Source organism: Geoalkalibacter ferrihydriticus DSM 17813 (genome assembly GCF_000820505.1).
Lineage (GTDB): Bacteria > Desulfobacterota > Desulfuromonadia > Desulfuromonadales > Geoalkalibacteraceae > Geoalkalibacter > Geoalkalibacter ferrihydriticus.
Map to the genome: position 1 here is coordinate 451,411 of NZ_JWJD01000001.1, position 23,017 is coordinate 474,427.

Annotated in this window: 23 protein-coding genes and 1 tRNA gene; 4 read left to right on the plus strand and 20 right to left on the minus strand. The window is 54.1% G+C overall.

Annotated elements, in window-relative coordinates; genetic code table 11:
• Positions 1-331: 331 nt before the first annotated feature.
• On the minus strand, positions 332-2,260 hold the full coding sequence (locus tag GFER_RS02215) for a heavy metal translocating P-type ATPase (RefSeq protein ID WP_052445873.1): 1,929 nt from the start codon (positions 2,258-2,260) through the stop codon (positions 332-334).
• 132 nt (positions 2,261-2,392) lie between these two features.
• Positions 2,393-2,815 carry a MarR family winged helix-turn-helix transcriptional regulator gene (locus GFER_RS02220; protein WP_040097241.1) on the minus strand — a complete coding sequence of 141 codons (423 nt, stop codon included), beginning with the start codon at positions 2,813-2,815 and terminating at the stop codon, positions 2,393-2,395.
• Between the two features lie 802 nt (positions 2,816-3,617).
• Here GFER_RS02220 and GFER_RS02225 point away from each other — a divergent pair.
• From GFER_RS02225 to GFER_RS02240, 4 genes are read left to right on the plus strand one after another with little or no spacing between them, the layout of a single operon-like run.
• Complete coding sequence (locus GFER_RS02225; RefSeq protein WP_040095645.1) at positions 3,618-4,193, plus strand: hypothetical protein; 576 nt, start codon at positions 3,618-3,620, stop codon at positions 4,191-4,193.
• Positions 4,190-5,575 carry an adenine nucleotide alpha hydrolase family protein gene (locus GFER_RS02230; protein ID WP_040095647.1) on the plus strand — a complete coding sequence of 462 codons (1,386 nt, stop codon included), beginning with the start codon at positions 4,190-4,192 and terminating at the stop codon, positions 5,573-5,575. Before GFER_RS02225 ends, GFER_RS02230 begins: the two co-directional genes overlap by 4 nt.
• Positions 5,559-6,749 (plus strand): helix-turn-helix domain-containing protein, encoded by a 1,191-nt coding sequence (locus tag GFER_RS02235; protein ID WP_040095649.1) that lies wholly within the window; start codon positions 5,559-5,561, stop codon positions 6,747-6,749. The genes GFER_RS02230 and GFER_RS02235 overlap by 17 nt, the downstream gene beginning before the upstream one ends.
• Complete coding sequence (locus tag GFER_RS02240; protein WP_040095652.1) at positions 6,724-7,362, plus strand: PIN domain-containing protein; 639 nt, start codon at positions 6,724-6,726, stop codon at positions 7,360-7,362. The genes GFER_RS02235 and GFER_RS02240 overlap by 26 nt, the downstream gene beginning before the upstream one ends.
• Positions 7,363-7,370: 8 nt before the next feature.
• On the opposite strand, the gene GFER_RS02245 is transcribed toward GFER_RS02240, so the two are convergent.
• The 18 genes from GFER_RS02245 to GFER_RS02330 all read right to left on the minus strand — a co-directional run bounded on the left by GFER_RS02245 (position 7,371) and on the right by GFER_RS02330 (position 23,016).
• Positions 7,371-8,018: a deoxynucleoside kinase gene (locus GFER_RS02245; RefSeq protein ID WP_040095655.1), complete on the minus strand. Its 648-nt coding sequence runs from the start codon at positions 8,016-8,018 to the stop codon at positions 7,371-7,373.
• Positions 7,987-9,228, minus strand: a complete 1,242-nt coding sequence (locus tag GFER_RS02250; protein WP_040095657.1) for a hypothetical protein — start codon at positions 9,226-9,228, stop codon at positions 7,987-7,989. The genes GFER_RS02245 and GFER_RS02250 overlap by 32 nt, the downstream gene beginning before the upstream one ends.
• 12 nt (positions 9,229-9,240) lie before the next feature.
• A complete protein-coding gene (locus GFER_RS18095; RefSeq protein WP_074669488.1) occupies positions 9,241-10,257 on the minus strand; it encodes an adenylosuccinate synthetase in 1,017 nt (338 codons plus the stop codon).
• 18 nt (positions 10,258-10,275) lie between these two features.
• On the minus strand, positions 10,276-12,315 hold the full coding sequence (locus tag GFER_RS17405) for a ribonuclease H-like domain-containing protein (protein WP_052445874.1): 2,040 nt from the start codon (positions 12,313-12,315) through the stop codon (positions 10,276-10,278).
• Between the two features lie 373 nt (positions 12,316-12,688).
• Positions 12,689-12,765 (minus strand) — tRNA-Pro (locus GFER_RS02265).
• Between the two features lie 96 nt (positions 12,766-12,861).
• Positions 12,862-14,043, minus strand: coding sequence for a KamA family radical SAM protein (locus GFER_RS02270; protein WP_052445875.1), 1,182 nt, complete (start codon positions 14,041-14,043; stop codon positions 12,862-12,864).
• A gap of 145 nt (positions 14,044-14,188) precedes the next feature.
• On the minus strand, positions 14,189-14,728 hold the full coding sequence (locus GFER_RS02275; protein WP_040095659.1) for a hypothetical protein: 540 nt from the start codon (positions 14,726-14,728) through the stop codon (positions 14,189-14,191).
• A 6-nt stretch (positions 14,729-14,734) separates the two neighbouring features.
• Positions 14,735-15,250 (minus strand): cyclic pyranopterin monophosphate synthase MoaC, encoded by a 516-nt coding sequence (gene moaC, locus GFER_RS02280; RefSeq protein ID WP_052445876.1) that lies wholly within the window; start codon positions 15,248-15,250, stop codon positions 14,735-14,737.
• 10 nt (positions 15,251-15,260) lie between these two features.
• Positions 15,261-16,616: a DNA repair protein RadA gene (radA, locus tag GFER_RS02285; RefSeq protein ID WP_040095661.1), complete on the minus strand. Its 1,356-nt coding sequence runs from the start codon at positions 16,614-16,616 to the stop codon at positions 15,261-15,263.
• Positions 16,617-16,914: 298 nt separating this feature from the next.
• Positions 16,915-17,340, minus strand: coding sequence for a flagellar assembly protein FliW (locus GFER_RS02290; RefSeq protein WP_040095664.1), 426 nt, complete (start codon positions 17,338-17,340; stop codon positions 16,915-16,917).
• Positions 17,337-17,576, minus strand: coding sequence for a carbon storage regulator CsrA (gene csrA / locus GFER_RS02295; RefSeq protein WP_040095666.1), 240 nt, complete (start codon positions 17,574-17,576; stop codon positions 17,337-17,339). The genes GFER_RS02290 and csrA overlap by 4 nt, the downstream gene beginning before the upstream one ends.
• A gap of 65 nt (positions 17,577-17,641) precedes the next feature.
• Positions 17,642-18,532, minus strand: a complete 891-nt coding sequence (flgL, locus tag GFER_RS02300; protein ID WP_040095668.1) for a flagellar hook-associated protein FlgL — start codon at positions 18,530-18,532, stop codon at positions 17,642-17,644.
• 3 nt (positions 18,533-18,535) lie between these two features.
• Positions 18,536-19,984, minus strand: coding sequence for a flagellar hook-associated protein FlgK (gene flgK / locus GFER_RS02305; RefSeq protein WP_040095670.1), 1,449 nt, complete (start codon positions 19,982-19,984; stop codon positions 18,536-18,538).
• Positions 19,985-19,987: 3 nt separating this feature from the next.
• Positions 19,988-20,353, minus strand: a complete 366-nt coding sequence (locus GFER_RS02310) for a flagellar protein FlgN (protein WP_040095672.1) — start codon at positions 20,351-20,353, stop codon at positions 19,988-19,990.
• Positions 20,340-20,645, minus strand: coding sequence for a flagellar biosynthesis anti-sigma factor FlgM (gene flgM / locus GFER_RS02315; protein ID WP_052445877.1), 306 nt, complete (start codon positions 20,643-20,645; stop codon positions 20,340-20,342). The genes GFER_RS02310 and flgM overlap by 14 nt, the downstream gene beginning before the upstream one ends.
• A gap of 211 nt (positions 20,646-20,856) precedes the next feature.
• The gene (locus tag GFER_RS02320; RefSeq protein WP_052445878.1) at positions 20,857-21,168 is read right to left on the minus strand and encodes a rod-binding protein; all 312 of its coding nucleotides are present in this window, start codon (positions 21,166-21,168) and stop codon (positions 20,857-20,859) included.
• Positions 21,169-21,195: 27 nt separating this feature from the next.
• The gene (locus GFER_RS02325; protein WP_040095675.1) at positions 21,196-22,302 is read right to left on the minus strand and encodes a flagellar basal body P-ring protein FlgI; all 1,107 of its coding nucleotides are present in this window, start codon (positions 22,300-22,302) and stop codon (positions 21,196-21,198) included.
• Between the two features lie 15 nt (positions 22,303-22,317).
• Positions 22,318-23,016, minus strand: a complete 699-nt coding sequence (locus GFER_RS02330; RefSeq protein WP_040095677.1) for a flagellar basal body L-ring protein FlgH — start codon at positions 23,014-23,016, stop codon at positions 22,318-22,320.
• Between the last annotated feature and the right edge of the window lies 1 nt (position 23,017).

The window sequence follows — 23,017 nt, forward strand, 5'->3', positions numbered from 1 at the left end:
GCGGCCGAAGCCGCTTTGTCGCGCTGAAAATAGTTGGGGCGCGAGGACTCGAACCTCCGCCCGCCCTGCTCCCGAACCCGGCGCATTACGGCGAGGGGTGGGGTTCAAGGTGCATTATTCCCGCAATTGCTTGAACGTTTCTAGCATATCCTCCCGAAAATGACAAGAATCTTCCTCGGCATGTACCTTGCGCGGGCCTGCTTCCAGAGACGACAAGGAAAGAGTTCATCATCTACTTACTCAGGATGAAACCCTCTACCATCTGAAGAGTTGGCTTGTTGCCAAAGACTCGCCGTTCCAGCAAAAATGGACCGGACTCTTGTAGAGTTGGCTACGGTACCTCCTCTAAATAGGCTGGACGCGGCTCGAAGCTGGTTTGTTTTTGATCTTTTGTTTCTTTGACACCCTTCAACAGCAAAGCGGCATTCAACACCACCAGCACGGAGCTGACATTGTGCATCAGCGCGCCGCTGACCGGACCGAGGATGCCGAGAGCAGCAAGAGCAATGGCGCCGAAATTCATGCTCAGAGACAAAATGATATTCTGCTTTATCTTTTGCGAAACCGCAGTGGCCAGTGCCATGATATAGGGAAGCTTGGCAAGCTCATCCTTGACCAGGATAATGTCCGCGGCATCCGCTGCAATGTCGCTGCCGATTCCTGCCATGGCGATACCGATGCTCGCGGTTTTCAGCGCCGGTGCGTCATTGATCCCGTCCCCCACCATGCAGACCCTTTCGCCTGAACCCTCGTACTCTTCAATCGCCTGCATCTTGCCTTCAGGCAGAAGATTGGCGCGGTAGTCCGCAATACCCACTTGCTGCGATATCTTTGCTGCTATCGCCTGGGCATCGCCGGTCAGCAGGGTGAGCTTCTTCCTGAACCCGGCCAGACGTTCGACGATTTCTTTGGCGTCAGGCCGCAAAGTATCGGCCAGGGCCAGGGCCCCGACAACCTTCTGCTCTATTGCCGCAAAAACCACGCTACGGCCCTCTTCGTTCTGCCGCGTGACGAGATCGGCGAAGACGGGATCCAGAGACAGGCCATGGTCGTTCAGGATGGAGCGATTCCCTATAATGACCTCCTTGCCCTGCACAACGGCATCGACGCCTTTACCGGGAAGGACCGTGAACTTCTCCGGCTCGCGCACAGCGATATTGCGATTTTTGGCGGCCTTGACGATGGCCATCCCCAGCGGATGCTCAGAGTGCATCTCGACCGAAGCGCACAGGTGCAGGAACTCTTCTTCCGTCAGTGATGAGCCCTCGGCCAGAAAGATCTCTTTGACCTTCGGTTCGCCGTGGGTCAGGGTGCCGGTTTTATCGAAGACGATGCGTTTGACGTGGGTCAGCTGCTCCAGCGCCGCCCCCGACTTGATGATGACTCCATGCTTGGTCGCATTGCCGATCCCTGCCGCAATAGCCGTGGGCGTTGCCAGAACGAGGGCGCAGGGACAAAAGACCACCAGCACGGTAATGGCGCGGATAATGTCGCCGGTGGCGAAGCCGACGACGACCGAGAGCACCAGCGCGACGACAACCAAATAGCTGGCCCACTTGTCCATGGTGCGCACAATGGGAGCCTTCTTGTTTTCGGCTTCACTGATCATGGCGATCATGCGCGCGATCGTAGAATCCGCGCCTACCTTGGTCGCCCGCACCAGGATGCTGCCGTGAATGTTGGTCGTGGCGCTGTACACCTCATCGCCTGCGACTTTATCCACGGGAACGGATTCCCCTGTCATGAGCGCCTGGTCGACGTTGGTGGCCCCTTCGATCACCACACCGTCGACGGGGATGGTCTCACCGGCGATGATCCGCACGATATCGCCTGCGACCACGTCCTTGGCGGCGATCACGGCATATTCGCCGTTTCTTTGTACACGCGCCGTGGCGGGTTTCATGTTCATCAGAGATTTCAGTCCGGCTTTGGATCGCCTCACGGTGTAATCCTCGAGAAGCCCCCCGATGGCCATGATGAACACCACTTCGCCGGCCGCGAAAAACTCTCCCACCGCCACACAGGCGATGACGGCGATGGAAATGAGCAGGCCGGCCCGGACATTGCCGTGAAAAATAAGCTTGTAAAAACTGTTGTAGATAACGGGTGCGCCGGAGATGAGGATGGCGCCCCAGGCGGGGTCGATTCCCAACGGAGCGACATCGGTGGCGATACTCAACAGCAGAAAGACACCGGAAATTGCAGTCAGAAAGATGGCTCGTCTTTCTTCGGCCTCCATCACTGCCCTGAAAAATTTCATAAAATTCTCCTGTCCCGCCTCTACCTGCGTAATTCGGTGCCGGGAAAACGTTCATGGTTGTCGTTTTCAATCAAAGGAAAGAGATATCCATCCATTGTCGTCCCAGGGCGGATTCCCCCTATTCTTCCCTGGTCAGAACCGTTGAACCAGACGCTCCAGATAACCTTTCAGTCTGTCCATCTCCTCATCGTCGAAGGACGCCGTGATCTCGGCGGTGAGAAGGCAGTGCATCTGATGGTGCTCTTCAAACTGTTCGCGCCCATTCTCGGTCAAAACGATGACATAGGAGCGACGGTCCGTCGGATGCGGCTGTCGGCTGACCAGACCTTCCCTTTCCAGCCGGTCGACCATGACTGTCAGCGTGCCGGTGGTAATCCCCATCTTTTCGGCCAACTCTTTCATGCGCAGTTTCTCGTGGTGACCAACGATTTCCACCGCATGCATCTGGGCCGGCGACAGGCCGCTTTTGCGCACCACGGCATGCTCCCAGGAAGAAATCTTGTCATACAATTCGATAAGAATTTGCGAAAGTTCGATCTGTCGCTGATCGACCATGAAGAAACCTTTGCGAATATTAGTTTGAAATTCAAGCAATCCAAGCATGAAATATCTTGACTGTCAAACATTTTCTCACTGGTGCAGGAGAGCCTCGCCTTTTGTCGGATCGACACGGGTTTCTTCCAGCAGGCGAAAAGACCGGGTTGTGGGCAGCAAGGACCTGCGAAAAAGTCCCCGGCGTCCCTGTATTCCGCCCGGCGTCGCTCAGCCCTGGGCGCAGAGCGCGATGATCTCCGAACCGAGAATGCCCGGCACGACCAGGAATTTGCGGTACGATGGCTCTTCGCGATATTGATCGTCGGCAAGGGATATCGCACGTGGACCGGAGACGGACCGGAAACAGAAAATGAAAACTAAAGAGAAAGAGATGGTCGGGGCGAAAGGATTTGAACCTCCGCCCCCCTGCTACCGAATTCGGTGAACTCACCTGGGTTACGACTGTTTATTTTTGAATAAGCCTATGTGCTAGAAGGGGCTTTCATGAGGGGATGAAATCATCGCTGGTGGAGCAAAACTTGAAGAATGAAGGAAAGGGATCATCTTTCATACACCCCCAACGGTAAGAAACCTTGGGTTTTTGAGTTGCGTTCCGAAAACACGGCGGAAGATGATCTCCGGTCTCCGGACCGTAGGTTTACCGTAGGGATTTGAAAGCAGCAACACGTGGAACTGGTCTCCGATCAAAGAGGGTATCATGAGACAAAATCAACTTTTCCGGTGGAAGAATGTCAGTATTTTAGATTTAAGCGTTGACAATGTCAGAAACGTGATCTAACCTTTACGACGATAGGGGGTTGATATGTCTGACGGACCATTCAAGAACCTGAGGCTCACTAAGCGTTGGAGGAAGTTTACCGAGGCAGCCTATAACGATGCATTCGACCAGATCGAATATTGTGCTATGGCTTCGGATGCAGTTGTTCAAGATGCGCTCACCGATTCCGTTCGGGCCTTGGTGTCAGCACTCAACTCTTATGTGACTCAAAACCAAATGGACATTGATCCATTGTCATCTTTAGAAAGAATTTTTAACGAACACAGCAAGGATCAATTCGCGGACACCTTGCAGAGAGAGATGAGGTTTCACTTGAGTGAAAAGTGCCTTCCTGGTGAGGCATTGGAACAGGCTTTGGCCGCATCAGTTGATGATCAGATCAATATAGCTCGTAACCGCATCCAAGAAGAATGCATTCATTCCTCTGAAATAGGACAAATGAGGCAAGATCAGCTTGATCGAACTATCGAGAGAGCCAACTCGGCATTCGAATCCTTAGACAGGCAAAGTATCTGTGAAGCGATAATCGCAGGGAACAAGCAAGCTTTTAAGGGAGCCGTTGCTAAAAAAGACGGCCTTGAAGAGGGGCCAAGCCTTTGAATTACAATGGGAAAAATAGCTACGGCCTCACCTTGTTGCTCGTTGAAAACAACAATAAGAAAGCACAAATCGGCCAGAACGGTGCCACTGTTGCTGAGATCGGGAAAGAGATAACCTTCAATCCCGCCATTCTTGATACCTACAACTATGAGGGTTGGAAGCCGCTACATTATGACTTGTTAGTAGTATGTGCCGCTGTCGAGTTTGCCGATTGCCGCTGTCAACGTCGCCCTACGCAATGGCATCGTCCTTTTCAAATTACCGTCCCTGTGTGGGAGTTGGAACGTTGGCAACAGCCAGAAGTCAAAAAGTATCTCGTCGAGACCCTGCGTCATCTGACGGGTGATGATTGGCAATTTTCTTTTGTTCAAGCTATGTCCTCTGGCCCTAATGAGCACCGCCAACACTCTCTCCCTTTCGCTAATAATAAAGACTTCGCCATAGCCTATAGCGAGGGGCTCGACTCACGGTGTGTGTCTGGTATTTACGACCAAGGGGATATAGCCGTTCGAGTCCGGGTTTCGAAACACAAGGACAAGATCAACAAAACCGAGCGCCCGTTTGACCGGATTCCTTTCGATGCCAAACCCAGGCCATCACCAGAGAGCAGCGTACGTTCCAGAGGATTTAAGTTCGCGGCAATAACCGCAATAGCTGGGCAGCTTTCCGGTGTTAGCAAAATAATTGTCCCTGAGAGTGGTCAGGGGGCCCTCGGCCCGGTGTTGGTGCCGCTACACAATATCTACTCAGACTACCGAAATCATCCAACCTTCTTTCGAAGGATGGAGAAATTTCTTGACGCACTTCTGGAGTACTCAGTCATTTACAAGCAACCCCGTCTCTGGTTCACCAAAGGGCAAACTATTTCGGCCTTTCTGGCCCAAACGGGGAGGCCCGAAAAGGACCTATTTGATACGCGCTCCTGCTGGCAAACGCGGCACAATGTCCAGGTGGATGGAAAACGCCGGCAGTGCGGCATTTGCGCAGCCTGCTTGCTTCGGCGAATGAGCATGCACGCCGCAGGCGTTGTCGAGCCCGATGATACCTATGCTTTCGCTAATTTAATGACGACCGACTTCAAGGATGCCTTGCCACAAAACTTCCACGGAAAACCGACCAAATCCATCATCGAGTATGGCAGTGTTGGGTCAAGGCATTTACAGCAGCTATCAGAATTAGCAGCTCAGCCCGATAACATCTTGCTCCGAGACGCATTTGAGATTTCCCGGGCAACCGGCATGTCACAACAGGAGACAATGACTAAATTGAAAACTCTTTTGTCGAAACATTCTCAAGAATGGTTCGATTTTATTAACGCCCAAGGAGAGAAAAGCTTTTTACACATTTGGACCAAAGGAGGGCGTTATGGCCGATCTAAATGAACTCAGTGCACAAGAAATTGGTCGCCGCCTTCGACTTGCTCGCGAAAATGCGGGCATCCGCCAAGACGAAGCAGCACAGGTCATCGACACGTCGCGTCCGACTCTGGTGTCCATCGAAAAAGGCACGCGGCGCGTTCGCATCCAGGAACTTCAAAAACTTGCGCATCACTATGGGGTGTCTGTGAATGCTCTGCTGCGTCGCGAAGCCGTGCATACTGACTTGATTCCACGTTTCCGAAAAATGAAGGAAACCGAAGATCACCACGCCGCCGAAGCCGTTCAATTATTGAATGATCTGGTGAAAGCGGAAGTCGAGCTAGAAAACATCCTTGGCATTGAGCGCCGTAGAAATTATCCCCCGGAACGAGGTGTGAACACCGGCAATGTAATCGAACTTGCAGAGCAGCATGCACAAGAGTTGCGAGATTGGTTAGGCCTTGGTTCAGGGCCAGTAGCCGACCTATTTACCCTTATAGAACTGGACCTGGGTATCCGCCTCTATCAGCGGCGGTTGTCCTCGGGTTCAAGAGTAGCGGGGTTATTCACTTATGACTCAGAGATTGGGGCATGCATACTGCTAAACGCAAATCATCCCTTAGAACGACGTGAACAGTCTGCCGTGCATGAACTAGGTCACTTCTATGGAACGAGGCGCTCGCCTGAGGTTCTTGAAGAGGATGAACGCTTTCAGTCTCGGGAAGAGCGGTACGCTCATGCATTTGGTCGCTCCTTTATATCGCCGAGAAGAAGTTTCGAAATGAGCTTCCGTCAGTTAACTGCCGGCGCGGATAAGCTCACGAGACGGCATGTCATACTCCTAGCTCATCAATATCATATCTCACGTGAAGCCTGCATTCGTCGACTCGAAGAACTTAGCCTAGTTAAAAAAGGGACTTGGGACTGGTTTGAGATGAATGGCGGGATTAAGGACAAGGACGCGAAAATGGTACTCGGTGAGGCAGCCCTTAGGCCTGACCCTGCAAAGGAGGAAGCCAATCAGCCGCTGTCACACCGAATGAGCTTAATGGCCTATGAAGTTTGGAATCGCGATCTTATGTCTGAGGGGCAACTTGCAGAATTGTTAAAAATGGGTCGTATTGAGCTTCGGGAACTACTTGATCAAATGGCGCAGGGGGAGAGTAATTCGGATGACCTACTCAAGCTCAATAGCTAACGAGCTCTCACCGCTGGTGCTTGATACGAGTGTTCTGATAAATCTTCATGCGTGTAAAAGTGGGGGACGTATTCTCAGTGCCCTGCCGAACGAAATTCTGGTGCCAGAGATTGTGGTTTCAGAATTGAAGCATGAAACGAGCAGGAGCAATGGAGAGCATCAATTTCTTCAGAACTTGATTGCTGCCGAAATAGTGGAAGTGTTCGATCTGGATGAGAAGGGATATGAGGTCTACGGCGAGCTTGTATTGGGTCGCTTTTCACTGGATGACGGCGAGGCGGCGACTATTGCTACGGCGGCGCGATTAAGTTGTTTGCCCGTTATTGACGATCAAAAGGGACGGAACCTCTGCCAATCTCACTTGCCAGATCGAGAGCCGGCCTGGTCACTTGATCTTTTCTGCCATCCGCATGTGGTTGCAATCTTGGGAGAAGAGCTGTCAGTAAATGCCATATATCTTGCTTTACACGACGGTCGGATGAGGATTCACAAGGAACATTGTGACTATGTCGTCAGCCTTATTGGCGCTCAACGTGCCATCGAGTGTCCCAGCCTTCCGGGCTACAAGGCGAAGAAGCCTCAGTGGGGAAGGGCAACGCATAGCGGGTTATAGCAGTGACCTCACTGACATTTTTCACCAACTGCCAAGGCTGTCGTTACCATCTCCAGCATCTTCTTTTTCACTGTCTCATCAAAGGCAAAATTATTTTTTGCACTATCAATCGTCAGAATCGGTGTTGTCATTTTTGCTTTTTCAATTTGTTTAGAAACGGCATCATTTAAGGCTCTGAGAAAGTTGAGTGTGATGTTCTTTTCGACATTCCTGCCACGAGAGCAGATACGATCTAATTCAATTTCAGAATCACACTGAAGATGAACGACCAGAGCAGGTGCGCTTAACTCCTTCTCAATTTCTAAATACACTGCTTTAAAGGCGGATAGCTGCGAATCTTTCAAACCCATTTCAGCGTAAGCCATATCCAGCAGAAAAGAATAGTCACAAGCTAAAAATTTGTTTGATGCAGGATGTTTCTTTATTTGATGATAATGCTGAAGGGTAAAGGTTATTTCTGTCTCAAATGCATATTTGACGGGGTCGGCATAAAATGCCTTCCAAAAAGGAACCTCGCGAAACGCTTCATAAATGCTTATGAAGCCTGCATTGGCCAATAAAGTTGCAAAAGTAGTTTTACCCGAAGCTATTCCACCGCAGATCTCTATTCTTCTATTTATTTTATTAATCTGAGTTGCGTCCTTGCAAATTCTCATACAACAGATTGATCCTTTGATCATATTTTTTTCCTTCGATTGAACCTAAAATATTTTCTAAACTATTGATCTCTCTTAAAAGGTCATTTTTAAAGCTTTCGGCTTTGTCTGATTCATGAGTAATTCTGTTCGCTAAGTGCTCTAGCCTTTGATCGATTTGTCTATATTGCCTATTTTGAGCTTCAGTAAATTTAGCGAAATCCTCTTTGTTTTGCTGTATAAGATCTTTTCTAAGCTCGTTAATGGCCCTATCGAACCCTTCAGGGTCAAATGACTTCTTTATATTGCCTTGCAAGGCATTTGATGAACTCGAGACATAATTATTAGCATCGCTGACAACTGATTTTGCCTGGAAAAATACAGCCATCATTGCCCCGACAAGAGCGATAGCACTAATAATACCTAGTACGGTATATAAATTTCTAGATCTATCGGCGGCTGCTTTGATATCATTGATTTCTTTAATTGATTTTTCTTCTATTTTTTTGATGTGTGTCTCTGACTTTGCCACATATTCCTCGGCGCGCTCTACGGTTTGCTCTAATGAGCTTTGTACAGAATCGATGCCATCAGGAAGCGCCCTTTTAAAATAGTCATCGAATTTTGGGTCAGCTTTTTTAACGTTACGAGACATTTTATCAAAGTCAATATTGTGCTCATCTCCTTCGTCAAACCAAATCTTTGTAAACTCAACAGCGATCAAAGGGTCCCCAGGTCTGATTGAGTAATCATTGTTTGTAAGGTTGTGGATGGGTATCATTATTTTGCCAACGAATGTTGGATCAATAAGAGGTCCTGTACCCAAGAGCAATCCACGGTGTACATGTGTAATCGAAAGGTTGAATCTTAATGCAATGTAATATGGCACCAAGAATTTAGGCTCGACTCCGACGAATGTAATTGAATTTCTTTTAAATATAATATGGTCGGTGTTCTTTAGATCTATTTTATGTTGTTTGTTTTCATGTTTATCCCAGTAAAAAATTTCATTTCCAATTTTCACTTCATACGATGCAGCTTTAAGATCATCAGGGTAGAATGGGAAAATCATACCCGTTGCAGAAACATACTTTGCTATGTCACGCTTATTAAGGAGTGTTGCCTTAATGCCCGACAAGGGGTCTTTTATTTTTGACTCATCAAACTTTTTCTTTGCTTCATCTAAAGAGGCAGCAAAATCAAATCGGTCTATTTCTTGCGGAAATATCATGTCAATATCCAATCAATTTGGCGTTTTGACAAGAGAACTATTAGACGTCCCGACATAATCTATTTTTTTTCTTATGTTGAATTCAACAGATTTAATAAATTCAGAAGCTTTTATTTCAAAACAGTCTTTTTTAATATTGCTGCAAATATAATCTAGATGATTCATTACAATTCTCGATGGATTATTACACTCGATGGCATTTATTACAATTTTAGGGTCAAATATTGCTACACGTCTTTTTGTTTTTGTGACAGAGGTTAGTTCTAGTAGACTTTTTCCACTACCAGAGCTCAAAGATACAACATTCCAATCGACCTCATTTTTTAGTGGCCCAGAATTGCCCCCTACTCTTATTGGGTAAGTCCTAATAACAAGAACAACATCATCCACATCTAAAGGGCTTAGACCTGCCTCAGAAACAAATGCTGCTGCAGATGTATCTCTACTAGTAGCATAGGGATAGTATTGCGAATGAAGCACTGATAAGCCAAAGCCTTGGGTGCCTTCAATTATTATTCGCTTCCCCTTAGAAAGGAGATCGCGCATATAGAGGACAACCGGGGCCACATAGCTCTTTAAGCGCTCATCATCTTTTGCCAAGCGTGTAGATCCATCTCTACTAATCCTTCTAGCTAAGGCGGCGCCCGTTCCGCTGAGTGTGGAACCAATAGATTTTCGTAGGCAACTGTTTTCTTCAGCCCTCTTATCATTGTCAGTGACTATCACCGCGTTCGGATCGATATGCAGGCGATCGTCGGATAGGCCTGTTTTGGCAATCTCATCAAATAAAATATCTATATCAATGTAACTGCCAGCACCCAAGACACAATGAACGTCCGGTAGGATGGAAGGTGTTGGCAGTTGCCTAAGAATCAAAGGGTTTCCATCTGGAGTAATGACCGTGTGCCCAGAATTGGAACCACCTACTCGAACGGCAACCTTAGCCCCCATTTCACGGGCAAGGTAATGAGCTACCTTCCCTTTGCCTTCTCCTCCGAATTGTCCACCAACAATGACCGTGACCGGCATAGAAAATCTCCAAATGAATTATTGGGCGATCTCATCCACTGAGGACTGCAAAGATTTCAAATCTCCATTGTTGCGGATGGTTCTATGCGCCAATAGAGCAAGTTTACTAATATCTTTCTCTGCAGGGTGGTTACAGGCTACCTTGAATTCCTCGACTGAATGTCCATCAGCAACATATCTTGTAGTGCGAACTGACTCTGAGGATTCAATATGGGCATGCATAAAAGCTGGCCCGAAGGATTCGATCATAAAGGCGTGATCCTCGGGATGGCGTAACCCATCAATAACGAGTTTGCCTTGCTCGGGCAGCATTTTAAGTAGTTGTGTGCATAACCAACGCTGACCAGGAGTTTTATTCACCTTCTCACCTATTTCCTGCAGCGTTTCCCTGTTAACGTCTTCCCCTCGGTCAATCAACATTTGCTTCAATATCTGACTGAACCTACCGTAGGCAAAACCTGCCTCCTCAATAAATTTCGCTGCAGTTGTTTTGCCGGTGGCAATTGGACCACTGAGGCCAATCACTTTGCGTTCAAGCCAGTTTGTCGTATCCACCTCCAGGTCTGGGATGATGAGGTAATCTTCCTCTTCATTGCCGATTGCCTCAAACTTACCGCTCCAGAAGAAAAGCCCAACGACAGCCGAAGTGATGGCGTCGAGTTCATCGTGACAAACTTGTTCGGTCAGATAATTGCCTTTGACGCCAAAGAGCTCCAGCCCTTTAGATAAATAATCAAGACTTGCCCCTTTGCGCGGTATGCCCATGATGTCCTGGGCCGCACCGGGGTAGCTTTCTATCACCGGGACACCCAGTTTGCGAAAACGTTCCGCAAGACGCATTCCCCGGGCCGTTAATTGCTGCATGCTGGGAATCAGCGAGGGGTAAACATTCACCCCGCGTTTTTTCAACAACCGCTCACACTTACGCATGATGCCGAATTCGTGACGGCCGGGGTCGCTGTCATCTACAGAGGTTCGGCCAAACGGAATCGACAGTGGTGAGTCAATAGAGACTAGGTCGGGTTTCACCTTCAGGGTTTCGTTTATCAGATCCTCATCCGGCCCAAGGCATTTTGTTTCAGCTAAGTCATGATTGAGAAAACACCAACCAGAGGGACGGCCTTCGCTCCCGGTCAGATCAATCCCCACGACCCTAAGACCTTGCTGTTTTGGGAGCGCCAGTTCGTCAAGGAAGACGAGAGGACCTATTTTGCCTCCGTATGGGCGAATAACAATGCCATCTGGTTTGTCGGTTTTCTTGTTTGCCCAATTGATTTTGCTTCTTCTTTTTGCGAATTTTGGAAGAGTAATTTTACTGGTTGGAAGCTGATAGTTTTTTAGCAGGATCTTCGCAACCTTGTCGAAGATCACCTTCATCCCCTCAACATCCGCATGATTGTAAACAATCAGCTGGCGAAGAGCCTTTTCATCGCCCCATTTGTATTTGTGCCAGAGAAGCGTCGCCTTCAATCCATCAACTTCAGCGGCCTTGGCTGATCGTTTTAGGCCCAGTTGTTCCTCAATGACCTTTTGTCCACCACTGAAACCAGCGCGTTTAGACATAAAACGTAGATCGACGTGACAGGCAGGGAAGCGAATATCTTCAAACTCATTTCTGATAAACGGTAAGTCAAAAATTGATCCATTAAACGTTACTATTGCCTTTGCAGAGGACAATGCTTTGCGAAATTCTGAATCGTCATCACCTTGAAGATAGACACCGTATTCGGTACCGATACTCCAACCAATTAAAGTAATCTTGTCGTAGTACTTGCTTAGACCCGTTGTCTCGATATCGAGAAACATGGTGTCTTCAGGGTAGGTCAGGGCAATCCGGAAATGCTCTTGGTGCGGCAGGGATGTTGCAAAATACTCAACATCGCCTGCTTCAAGTGCAAGCCTTGATTCTTGAAGGAACGAAGCAGTATGTTCAAAAAGCGATAGCTGGGAGTTGTACGCGTTTTCGAAATCATCCCAAGTGAAGGTATAGGCGCGCCAAAGCTCAGCCTCCTTTTTTGCCCCAAATCCCTTGAGATGTCGAAACGTATACTGGAGCATTCAATCCTCTATCAGTGAGCATCGGCGGTTTGCAATTTGATGTAAATAGGGAGGGAACTTATCCCTGATTTATAACATTTTTGACGTTTTACGCCAAACATGAAATGTATTCGCAATCTGGTGATATTGTAACAGGGTACATTGGGGACAAAGGGCACATTGGGTCAGGTCTTCCCGTACCACAATTTCGCTTGCCCGTAGAAGGGGGCGGACGTCAGGCCTGATGGAGCCTCTTACCCGTTTTTTGGCAAAAAAAATCGAGGACGAAGCACAAAAAAGCGCCTACGGACCGTACTGGGACCGAAGGCGCTTATTTTGTCTTTTTCGGCTTCCGCACTCGAGATCGAAAGCCTATGAAACGCAAGGAGGAAAATGGTCGGGGCGAGAGGATTCGAACCTCCGACCCCCTGCTCCCGAAGCAGGTGCGCTACCAGGCTGCGCTACGCCCCGACGTGGTCTTTGCCATTGTTTATGCGGCGGACAGATTTAGCACGGATGGGGGTGAAACGCAAGGTCTTTTGCGCTGCTGCTCCTGGTGCCGCACCTCTAAATCTCGACCTCGGGCAGATCATCGAGCCAGCCACCGGAATCGGTGAGCTGACGCACCAACATGCGTGAGGCTTCCTCGCGATGACCGGGACGCGCGTGCAATTGCTTGAAGAACACTTTATCGTCGATGCGTCCGCAGACTTCGAGCTTGCCGATATCGTGACCGAGGATGAATTTGAAGCGCTTGGCGTAGCCGTCCATGCGCCGCCGGGCGCGGTCAATGATGTCGATACCCTCCTTAAGGGGCACCTGGAAGTGATGCCGCACCCGCGACACGGGCATGCACTGATACAGATAGTAGGGGCTCACACCCATGCGCAGCAGCCCGTTCATCAGCTCGACGAGGGTGTCTTCATCGTCGTTGACGCCACGCAGAAAGACGGCCTGATTATTGACCGTGATGCCGGCGCTGCGCAGATTCTGTACGGCCTGTCGCGCCACCGGGGTCATCTCATTCGGGTGATTGAAGTGGGTCGGCACATAGAGCGCTTTGTGCTGATTGAAATCGGCAAGCAGTTCGAGGAGTTCCTCATCGAAAAAACGCATGGGGAAAACCACCGGCGCCCGTGACCCGATGCGCACATAATTGAGGTGCGGGATGCCGCGCAGCGCGTCGAGCATGGGTCGCAGCACCTCGTTGGGCAGCAGAAAGGGGTCGCCGCCACTGATCACGACGTTGGTGATTTCCGGGTGTTCGGCAATGTAGCGCGCCGCGCCGCGAAAGTTCTGTACGGTCTGCTCATTGGGCAGGCCGACCATGCGCTTGCGGAAGCAATGACGGCAGTACATGGAGCAGTATTCGGTGGCGACCACCAGGGCGGTATAGGAGTATTTGTGCAGAATACCATTGCCCTTGTCGTGCTTGTCGTCGCCGTAAGGGTCACCGGTGGTTTCGCCCATGGCGCCGGCGACAATAAGCTCATCGGCTTCGGGCACACACATCTTGCGGATAGGATCCTGTGGATTACCGGTATCGACAAGATCCAGATAATAGCGGGGGATGTTCATGGGGTGGTTGTCGACGATGCGCCGCATGTCCGCCTCTTCCTCGGCTGACAGGGTCACGTATTTCTTGAGTTCATCGACGTTGGTGACGTTGTTTTTCAGTTCTTCCCGCCAGTCAATCCGGCTCCAGTCAGTATTGGGGGCGATAGTCTCTTTTTTCCTGGTTTCAAGCATGCCTCTCCCTGGGGCAAGGGTTGAAGTTGTGATTCACGGAAACAGGGTCCGCAACCATTTCCTAACGCCCTTTTATACCAAGAGCTGCCGCTGAGGTCAAATCCGGGGGCCCGCCGGAGCCGCAGCAGGCACACCGCCCGCTTCTTCAGCCACCGCTGAAAAGCTGCACCAGCAGAATCAGCACCATCAACCCCACGGCCACCCAACAGGAAACGATATCCGTGCTCTTTGTCGGGGGATTGGTCGCCAGAGTGCGCGCATCGGCGCTGATCGTCTCATCGGGTGCCTGGGCCAGCAGGGATCTCACGAGTTGCGGAAAATCCTCGTAGGCATTGGAGAAGATCACAAAGTGATCAAGGGTGCTGAGGCTCAAAAACGCGCGTTTGCGCACCAGGGTTGCCTCCACGGCGGTGAGTTCGGCAAAGGGCAGATGTCGGCGGCGCATGAACTTGTGCACGGTGACTCCACCCGCCTCGATTTCCGTGCGCCGCGCCATACTTTCCACAAACAGGCCACCGATGGGCAGCAGCATCAGACCGAGGATGACAACCTTGCCGCCGGTCTGGCCTTGCAGCAGACAAACGAGCAGCAGCAGCAGGGTCAGCGCCAGCAGCAGACCCAGAGGCAGCAGAAAAGCGCGGCGGATACGGAACTGTAGTGGAGTGCCAAGGGTATTCAGGGTCATGGCGCGCTACTCCTGAGCTGAAGATGCCGCGCCACCCGCGTCCGCACCGCGCACGAAGGAACCGCTTTTACCGCCATGCTTTTCAAGCAGGCGGATTTCGCCGATAACCATTTCCTTGTCCACCGCCTTGCACATGTCGTAGATGGTCAGCGCCGCCACCGACACGGCGGTGAGGGCCTCCATTTCGACTCCCGTCTTGCCGTCGACCCTGACCCGCGCCTCGACCTCCACCCGCCCCTGGCCGGGATGGGGCACGAAATCAAGGGTCACCGCGTTGAGCATCAGAGGATGACACAGGGGAATCAACCCCGCGGTCTGCTTGGCCGCCATGATGCCGGCGATGCGCGCCACGGCGAACACATCGCCCTTTTCCAGGGTGCGGTCGAGAATGCGCTGCAGGGTCGCCTCGCGCATACGGATTTCGCCACGGGCCACGGCCAGCCGCTGGGTATCGGCCTTGGCGCCGACATCGACCATGACGGCCTGGCCTTCTTCGTCAAAATGGGTCAAACGCTCTGTCATCTCAGCATCCTTAATCAAAGATTCCATCCATGACCTCACCAGCGCTCTTCACCCCGATGAGCTGCAACCCCGCCGGGGCGGTAACACTCTTGAGGCTGCCGGCGGGCAGAAAACAACGGTCAAAACCCAGGCGCGCGGCTTCCTTGACGCGCAGCTCAGGGTGCGATACGGCGCGCACCTCACCCGCCAGGCCAACTTCGCCAAAGACGATGGTGCGTGCGGCAATGGGTCGGTTGAGATGGCTGGAGGCCAGCGCCGCCATCACGCCGAGATCGATAGCCGGCTCGTCGAGACGCACGCCGCCGGCGACATTGAGAAAGATGTCCTGGGAGAGCAGCGACAGGCCCACCTTCTTTTCCAGCACCGCCACCAACAGCGACACCCGATTGTGATCGATGCCCATGGTAGTGCGGCGCGGCGTACCGAAGGATGAGCCCGACACCAGGGCCTGCAATTCCACCAGAATCGGGCGGCTGCCTTCCATGGCCGGTACCACGGCGCTGCCCGCCGCCCCTTCGGGGCGCTCGGAGAGAAACAACTCGGACGGGTTGCCGACTTCGGCGAGGCCCGAGTCCTTCATCTGAAACACGCCGATTTCATTGGTGGAACCAAAACGATTCTTGACCGCGCGCAGAATCCGGTAGGGATGGCCGGGCTCGCCCTCGAAATAGAGAACCGTATCGACCATGTGCTCGAGCATGCGCGGCCCGGCGATGGCGCCATCCTTGGTCACATGACCGACTAGAAAGGTCGGGATGGCGTCACCCTTGGCGACCTGCATGAGGCGCCCGGCGCACTCGCGCACCTGGCTGACGCTGCCCGGCGCCGAATCCAGGGCGGCGGTGAAGATGGTCTGAATGGAGTCGATGACGAGAAAACCGGGCTTGAGCGCCCGCACCTGCTCAAGCACCGCCTCCAGAGAGGTCTCGGCGAGCAGATAGAGATTTTCGGCGCGCACCCCGAGGCGATCGGCCCGCATCCTCACCTGACGCGTCGATTCTTCCGCCGTTACGTACAAAGCGCCCCCCTGTTCGGAGAGGCGGCTGATGGCCTGCAGCAACAGCGTTGACTTGCCGATGCCGGGATCGCCGCCGATGAGAATCAGCGAGCCCGCCACGACCCCGCCGCCCAGCACCTGATCAAACTCGCCGATACCGCACAACAGGCGATCTTCTTTGCTCGTCGCCACTTCGGTCAGGCGCTGCGGCGTGCTGCTCGCGGTGGCCGTGCCGCGCGCCGCGCCGCGCTGCGGCGTGACGCTTTCTTCCACCAGGGAGTTCCATTGACCGCAGTCCGGACAGCGCCCCAGCCATTTGGGGCTCTGGCAGCCGCATTGCTGACAGGTAAAAAGGGTGCGTTTTTTCATGGATAGAGAGCCACGGAGGTTGTGCTGCCGGTTGCTGAGCATTCAGCGCGAATACAGCGAAAACAATCGGCATTCTATGCCGCGGCAGGGAGAACTGTCAACGCAGGTATGGCCCGGTTGCACACAGACCAACGACGAAAGGCCCAGGGGCACATTATTCGCGCCTCTGAGCCCTTTCGCTGTCGTGGTTTTGTGCGGACTGGCAGAAAAAAAGATGCAAACTTTTCAGCACGCACCTCAGGGTGCAGGGGCAGCGTGCGGCACTGTCGGAGGTTGCAACTGAATAATTACGAAAAGATCAAGCCGCCGGCAGGGGTGTGCGGGTCTGCCAGGAAGTTTTTTCGAGAATCACCTGAACGGCCCGATTGTTTTTCGGCGAAAACAGGATGGGCGCGGCCAGATTGAGAGTAATTTTGCGATCGGGGGGCACAGTGGCCACCGCCAGCACCAGGCATTCGTCTTGTTCGTCGATTCCGAGTTTGCGCAGCTCAACAGCATCGGGAGTGACGGCATAGTCGAGAAAGAACCCCTGGGGGTCGGTCAGGATAAAAGCCAGGGCCGGATCCTCGACGCTTTGCATCCAGAACAGGGGTCCGGGCTTGCGCTGCGGCATGACCACGAAATCGCGCAGATGGCCGAAGCCGATGAGCCCTTCGGGGAAATGCAGGGTCTTGTCCGGCTCGTATTCGATATCGCCGAAGCGGGTGCCGATAATTTTATTCATGGGCGCCTGCGCTTCTGCAGGCTCTCGCTCAAGGCATCCAGATCGGACGGGTTCCACTGTGTGGCCTCCTGATTTTCACGGCAGATGCGCTCAAAGATTTCCTGCCGGTAGATTTTTTTGTCGGCGGGAGCATCGATGCCGATACGGATCGCGCCCCCCTTGATTTCGACCACGGTGATCCGGATGTCCTCACCGATAACGATTCCTTCTCCGGCCTTGCGGGTCAGTACCAGCATATTCTCGCCCTCCCTGGCTGTGATGTGTTGCTGTCCTTCCTGGACTGCAAGAAGCGTGCAAACCTCTAGCGCATATAATCGAGAATCGAGAGCCGCGACACCCGCGAGGTGATGTCGAGCGCAGCCTTGAAGGCGGTTTCCTGCATGGTCATGTTGGTGATGGTTTCAACCAGGTCGGCATCCTCGTAACGCGAGAGCATGGCCATCATGTCGATGCGCATGTCTGCCATGTTGAGCTGGGCATTGTCGACACGCTGGGCGATGTTGCCCATCTGCGAGCGCTGCGCACGCATATGGTCGGCGGCCTGATCGAGATCGTCCATCTCCGCCAGGGCGGCGCCGCTGTCGCCGGCGGCGAGAGCGGCGATCATGTTGTCAAAAAGCTGCCAGATGTCCTTGCCCGTGCCCGGGTCACCGAACACGGCGTCACCGGACAGACTGACAGGAACCTTCTCGCCTGGGCCGATTTCGAGCTCAATAAGCTGGGTATCGCCTTCAAACTCACCGGGTGTGCCGGTCGGATAGGGCCGCATGTTCTCTTTGTAGCCGGAAAACAAATACTTGCCGTCAACATTGGCGTTGGCCACGGCGAGCAGTTCGTCCTTCATCAGGCGTACCTGGTCGCCCAGGGTCGCCAGATCCTGCTGCGAGAGGCTACCGTTGCCGGCGTAGACCAGGGTTTCCTTGGTGCGCACCATGAGGTTATCGACCCGGTCCAGGTGTGTATCGAGAATCCCCAGTCGATCGGCGGAGGTGCCCAGGGTGCGCAGGAATCGTTCGGAGGAGCGGATCTGGCCGCGGCTGTCGAGGACCGGGCGGATCGCCGAAGGATCATCCGAGGGCTTGTTCATACGTTTGCCGGTCGCCGCTTGAATGCGCAGATCCTCAAGCCGGTTGGTGGACTGCGAGAGATTGGCCAGCAAGCTGCGATAAGTCGTGGTCAAAGTGGCGCGCATGGCTTACCTCTTGAGGTTCAGGATGGATTCCATCAGTTCGTCGACCACCGCCAGAAATTTCGCCGAGGCCTCGAAACCCTTCTGGAACTGAATGAGGTCGATCATCTCCTCTTCCAGTGAGACCCCCACCGTGGCGTCACGCATATTTTTGATCTGCACCATGGCATCCTCCATCCCCTGGGCGGCCAGCGCACCGCGACTCGCTTCAGTGCCCACCTTGGAAGTAATCTTGGAGAAGTAGCCGATGAAAGAGTCATTACCGTCCACGGCCTGCAGATTGTCGGCGAGAGACGCCAGGGCCAAAGCGTTGCGGTTGTCGCCGATGAGCGGGTCGCCGGGCACTCCGCCCTGGGCCGCCGCGACCTGACGGGTATCGCTCAGGGCCACGGCCAGGCTCTTGGCGAAACCCTTTTCATGGGCCGCCAAAGGCACAGCCGGGGGGTTGGGTGCCGCTCCCGGCGGGTCGGGCGTCGCAATGAAGAAATCCAGCCCGGCCTGCCCGTCGAGGTCGGTGCCGGCGCGATGCAGATCGTTGACCTGATACGCCAGGCTGTAGGCCAGGTGATCAAGCTCTTCCATGCGCTGCGGGATGAACTCGTCGCGCACACTCAGCAGCCCTTTGAATTCCCCGCCGAGCATGTTGGTACTCAAGTCGGTGGTGGTATTGGGGCCGGTGCGCAGCACCAGTTGCAGATTGAGCGCGCTGTCCATCTGCGTTTCGATGCTCATGGCCTGGGTGCCTTGGACCAGGGGCAAACCACCGGGCAATTGGACCGAGACCTGGCCTTTTTCTTCGTAATAGGTGACGCCGAGCTGCTTGGAAAGATCCTCCAGCAGCATATCGCGCCGGTCGCGGTCGGAGTTGGCGGTCTGCCCCGAAATCTCCAAAGTGGAGATGCGCAGGTTGAGATCGGCAATCTCCCGCAGCACGGGATTGACACCCGTCACCTTGGATTCCACCGAGGCGTTGATGTTGCGCTGCGCTCCGGTCAGGCTGGTGACAGCGTCTTCGAAGGAACGCGCCAGCAGATCGCCGCGCTGCAGCACGATCTGACGCTCGGTCTGACCGCTGGGATTGGTGGAAAGTTCCTTCCATGAATCGAAAAAACGGTCGATCTCCGTGGCCAGATTGTTTTCGGCGACGCTGAAAATACGCTCCAGCTCGGCCATGGGCGCCAAGCGCGCGCTTTCCTCGCCGAGAGTACCGCTTTTGTCGTGAATCTGGCGCGTCAAAAAAACGTCGTGCTCGCGGGCGATATTGTTGATATTGACGCCCTGGCCGATGAAAAAGCCGCGCAACTCCAAGGAGGGCACCGGCTGGAACACCGCCACCTGCCGCGAATAACCCGGGGTGTTGACGTTGGCGATGTTGTTGCCGGCGATTTCCACCGCCTTCTGGCTGGTGCGCAAACTGGTCTTGCCGGCGCTGAGGGCGCTGAGGAGTCCGGCCATGGCTCAGATCCTCCCCGAGAGCAGGCGTCCACCGGGGCGCGTCTGAGTCATGAGGCCCGCGGCGCCGTAGCCCGGCGGCGGCACCTGTTTTTCGAAAAAAGCCATGGTGTCGCGCACCAGATTGAGTCCGGTCCAGAACAGATAGGCGTTACGCCGGTTCTCCTCGCGCACGCGCTCGGCAAGCCCCGCCAGTTCATCATCCGCATAAGCATCCAGTGATCCTTGCTCATGCAGGGCCTGAATCAGTTCTTCCTTTTCCCGGACCACCGCATTGAGCGCCGACATATCGAGACCGCGCGCCGCCGCACGCTCCTGCAGGATCAGCTCATGCAAACGCTGCAAGCTCGCGTAGGGATCATGACTGGCCATGGTTTCCGCCCTCCGTGACATACTTCAAAAGACTTGCGGCAACTTTGTGCAGATCAGGCTGATAGCTCCCGCTGGCGATCTGCGCCTTGAGCGCGGCGACTTTCTCGGCGCGTTGCACATCGGCCATGCCCTTGGACTCCTTGGCTTTGTTGACCTGTTGCAGCACAGAAGAGAAGTCGACCTTGTCCGTCGCCCGCGCCGCACCCGCCTTGTTGGCGCCCGCTTTTTGCGCTCCGCGCGCGGGGGCCGGCGGAGGCACGATCTGATTGCCGAAAATTTTCTTGATACTCATGGGGGCCATCCTTCCGGTCGGCCGCATGCGGCCTTATTTTCGAGCGCAGCGCAGTGCGGCAGTTATTCGCCGCAGCGCCATCTACTTATCGTCCTGCCCTCTTTTCGGCAACCGCAGCAATATCCTTTAGCAAAAAAAACCGGGGTCCGCCTCCGGACCCCGGTTTTTTTAATTGAAATCTGACGGCCCCGGCAGTAGCCGGGGAATCCAGTTACTTTTTACCTTCACCGCCCAATTGCCGAAACAACGCCTCGCCTATGCCCAGACTGCTGGTGCGCGAGGTCTGCTGCGCCAGCTCCCAATCCATCATCTCCTGAAAGGCATCTTCACCCATGCCACGGGGCAGCAGGCCGTCCTGGGGGATGGTTTTGCGCATTTCCTTGAACATGGCGTGCACGAACAGGGCTTCAAAATCCTGACAGGCGGCGCGCAGCTGCTCCGGGTTCTTGTTTTTGGTGGACGACTCGGGCGCGTTGGGCAGAGTCGCGGTAACCAGCAGGCGCGGATCGATGTTGGTGCTCATAGGGCCTCGTCAGTGCGGATGGTCTGTTTAGAGAATCACCAGTTCGGCATGCAGGGAGCCGCTCGCCTTGATCGCCTGAAAGATGGCGATGAGGTCGCGTGGCGTGGCGCCGATGGCGTTGAGGGCACGGGCGATATCGCCTAGGGACACCCCGGGCTCGACCACCACCAGATTGCCCTGCTCTTCGAGCACCTCAATGCCGGTCTGCGGCACCACCACCGTCTCTCCCTCGGAGAAGGGACCGGGCTGGGAAACCTGGGCCGATTCGCTGATCACCAGGTTGAGGTTGCCGTGACTCACCGCCACCCGCTGGATGCGCACATTGTCGCCCATGACGATGGTGCCGGTTTTTTCGTTAATGACCACGCGCGCCACCGTATCGGGAGTGACGGAAAGCTCTTCCATGGCGGCGATGAATTCAATGAGCCGGCCGCTGTAAGACGCCGGAAGTCGCACGCGCACGCTACCGCCGTCGACGGCGGCGGCGACGCCCTCGCCGAAGCGCTGATTGATGCTCCGGCTCATGCGCGAAATGGTGGTAAAGTCGGGATTCTGGATCCGGTAGGTAAGAATGTCTCCCGCACCCAGGGCCAGGGGCACCTCACGCTCGACAAGGGCTCCGCCGGGGATGCGCCCCACGGTGGGATGATTCTTCTGCACGGTGGCCGCCTTGCCGCCGAACGCCAGAGCTCCGACCACCAGCGGTCCCTGGGCCACCGCATAGACGCTGCCGTCGGGGCCGTTGAGAGGCGTCATAAGCAGGGTACCGCCAAGCAGGCTGTCCGCGTCGCCGATGGAGGAAACCAGCACGTCGATGGTGCCGCCGGCTTTGGCAAAGGGCGGCAATTGAGCGGTCACCATGACCGCCGCGACATTGTCGACGCGTACCTGACGGCGATCGACAGACACACCGAGACGCTCCATCATGCTCACCAGCGACTGCACGGTAAACTGCGTGCTCTGGCTGTCGCCGGTACCGTTGAGACCCACCACCAGGCCGTAACCCACCAACTGGTTGTCGCGCACTCCTTCGAGGCGCGCGATGTCCTTGATGCGGGTGGCCTGGGAGAGACTGGGGGCCAGGCATAGGCAGAGGACGAGGAGGATGTATGCGACGTATGAAAATCGTTTCATGCCTGTAAAGTCCTCTTAGAAGGGCGTGATGGTGTCGAGGATGCGCACCAGCCAGCCCTGGCGCTGCTTGTCGCTAATCACGCCCTTGCCGGTGTAGGCGATGCGCGCGTCGAGAATGTGCTGGGAGTCGACCACATTGCCGGCGTTGATGTCAGCGGGCCGCACGATGCCGGCCAGGCGGATGACCTGCTCTTCGTTGTTGACAATGACGTTCTTGCTGCCGTCGATGCGCAGGTTGCCGTTAGGCAGCACCTCCACCACCTGAGTGGTGATCGTCGCTACCAAGTCCTCGCGACGCGTGGTGGAACCCGACCCCTGGAAGTTGTTTTCGTAGTTGGCGCTGATCAGGCGCTCAGGATCGATGGCGCTGTTGATGGTGCCAATGGACTTTTCCAGGCCGAAGAGGCGCGAGATGCCGGCCGAGGCGCTGCTGCTGCGCCCGGTGGAAGTTGTCGCTTCGCGGCTGGCGCTGGCCCGCTCGAAAATCGCCACGGTGATGATGTCGCCGACATAGCGACCCTTGACGTCATAGAGCAAACCGCCCTGACTGGTGGTCCACAGGGAACCCGGCGTCGCGGGCCGCTCCGGAACAATGACCACCTCAGTCGGGGCAAAGCCCGTTTCCGACATATGGCTGCCCGAGCGCCCCGCGCAGCCACCGGAAAGGGCGGCAATAAGCAACAGCGCCGCAAGGCGCCAGACAAGTTCTTTCATG

What these genes read in the sequence shown, in the direction of transcription:
- GFER_RS02215 (WP_052445873.1), bottom strand. Translation starts at nt 2,260, where the DNA reads ATGAAATTTTTCAGGGCAGTGATGGAGGCCGAAGAAAGACGAGCCATC.
- GFER_RS02220 (WP_040097241.1), bottom strand. Translation starts at nt 2,815, where the DNA reads ATGGTCGATCAGCGACAGATCGAACTTTCGCAAATTCTTATCGAATTG.
- GFER_RS02225 (WP_040095645.1), top strand. Translation starts at nt 3,618, where the DNA reads ATGTCTGACGGACCATTCAAGAACCTGAGGCTCACTAAGCGTTGGAGG.
- GFER_RS02235 (WP_040095649.1), top strand. Translation starts at nt 5,559, where the DNA reads ATGGCCGATCTAAATGAACTCAGTGCACAAGAAATTGGTCGCCGCCTT.
- GFER_RS02240 (WP_040095652.1), top strand. Translation starts at nt 6,724, where the DNA reads ATGACCTACTCAAGCTCAATAGCTAACGAGCTCTCACCGCTGGTGCTT.
- GFER_RS02245 (WP_040095655.1), bottom strand. Translation starts at nt 8,018, where the DNA reads ATGAGAATTTGCAAGGACGCAACTCAGATTAATAAAATAAATAGAAGA.
- GFER_RS02250 (WP_040095657.1), bottom strand. Translation starts at nt 9,228, where the DNA reads ATGATATTTCCGCAAGAAATAGACCGATTTGATTTTGCTGCCTCTTTA.
- GFER_RS18095 (WP_074669488.1), bottom strand. Translation starts at nt 10,257, where the DNA reads ATGCCGGTCACGGTCATTGTTGGTGGACAATTCGGAGGAGAAGGCAAA.
- GFER_RS17405 (WP_052445874.1), bottom strand. Translation starts at nt 12,315, where the DNA reads ATGCTCCAGTATACGTTTCGACATCTCAAGGGATTTGGGGCAAAAAAG.
- GFER_RS02270 (WP_052445875.1), bottom strand. Translation starts at nt 14,043, where the DNA reads ATGCTTGAAACCAGGAAAAAAGAGACTATCGCCCCCAATACTGACTGG.
- GFER_RS02275 (WP_040095659.1), bottom strand. Translation starts at nt 14,728, where the DNA reads ATGACCCTGAATACCCTTGGCACTCCACTACAGTTCCGTATCCGCCGC.
- moaC (WP_052445876.1), bottom strand. Translation starts at nt 15,250, where the DNA reads ATGACAGAGCGTTTGACCCATTTTGACGAAGAAGGCCAGGCCGTCATG.
- radA (WP_040095661.1), bottom strand. Translation starts at nt 16,616, where the DNA reads ATGAAAAAACGCACCCTTTTTACCTGTCAGCAATGCGGCTGCCAGAGC.
- GFER_RS02290 (WP_040095664.1), bottom strand. Translation starts at nt 17,340, where the DNA reads ATGAATAAAATTATCGGCACCCGCTTCGGCGATATCGAATACGAGCCG.
- csrA (WP_040095666.1), bottom strand. Translation starts at nt 17,576, where the DNA reads ATGCTGGTACTGACCCGCAAGGCCGGAGAAGGAATCGTTATCGGTGAG.
- flgL (WP_040095668.1), bottom strand. Translation starts at nt 18,532, where the DNA reads ATGCGCGCCACTTTGACCACGACTTATCGCAGCTTGCTGGCCAATCTC.
- flgK (WP_040095670.1), bottom strand. Translation starts at nt 19,984, where the DNA reads ATGGCCGGACTCCTCAGCGCCCTCAGCGCCGGCAAGACCAGTTTGCGC.
- GFER_RS02310 (WP_040095672.1), bottom strand. Translation starts at nt 20,353, where the DNA reads ATGGCCAGTCATGATCCCTACGCGAGCTTGCAGCGTTTGCATGAGCTG.
- flgM (WP_052445877.1), bottom strand. Translation starts at nt 20,645, where the DNA reads ATGAGTATCAAGAAAATTTTCGGCAATCAGATCGTGCCTCCGCCGGCC.
- GFER_RS02320 (WP_052445878.1), bottom strand. Translation starts at nt 21,168, where the DNA reads ATGAGCACCAACATCGATCCGCGCCTGCTGGTTACCGCGACTCTGCCC.
- GFER_RS02325 (WP_040095675.1), bottom strand. Translation starts at nt 22,302, where the DNA reads ATGAAACGATTTTCATACGTCGCATACATCCTCCTCGTCCTCTGCCTA.
- GFER_RS02330 (WP_040095677.1), bottom strand. Translation starts at nt 23,016, where the DNA reads ATGAAAGAACTTGTCTGGCGCCTTGCGGCGCTGTTGCTTATTGCCGCC.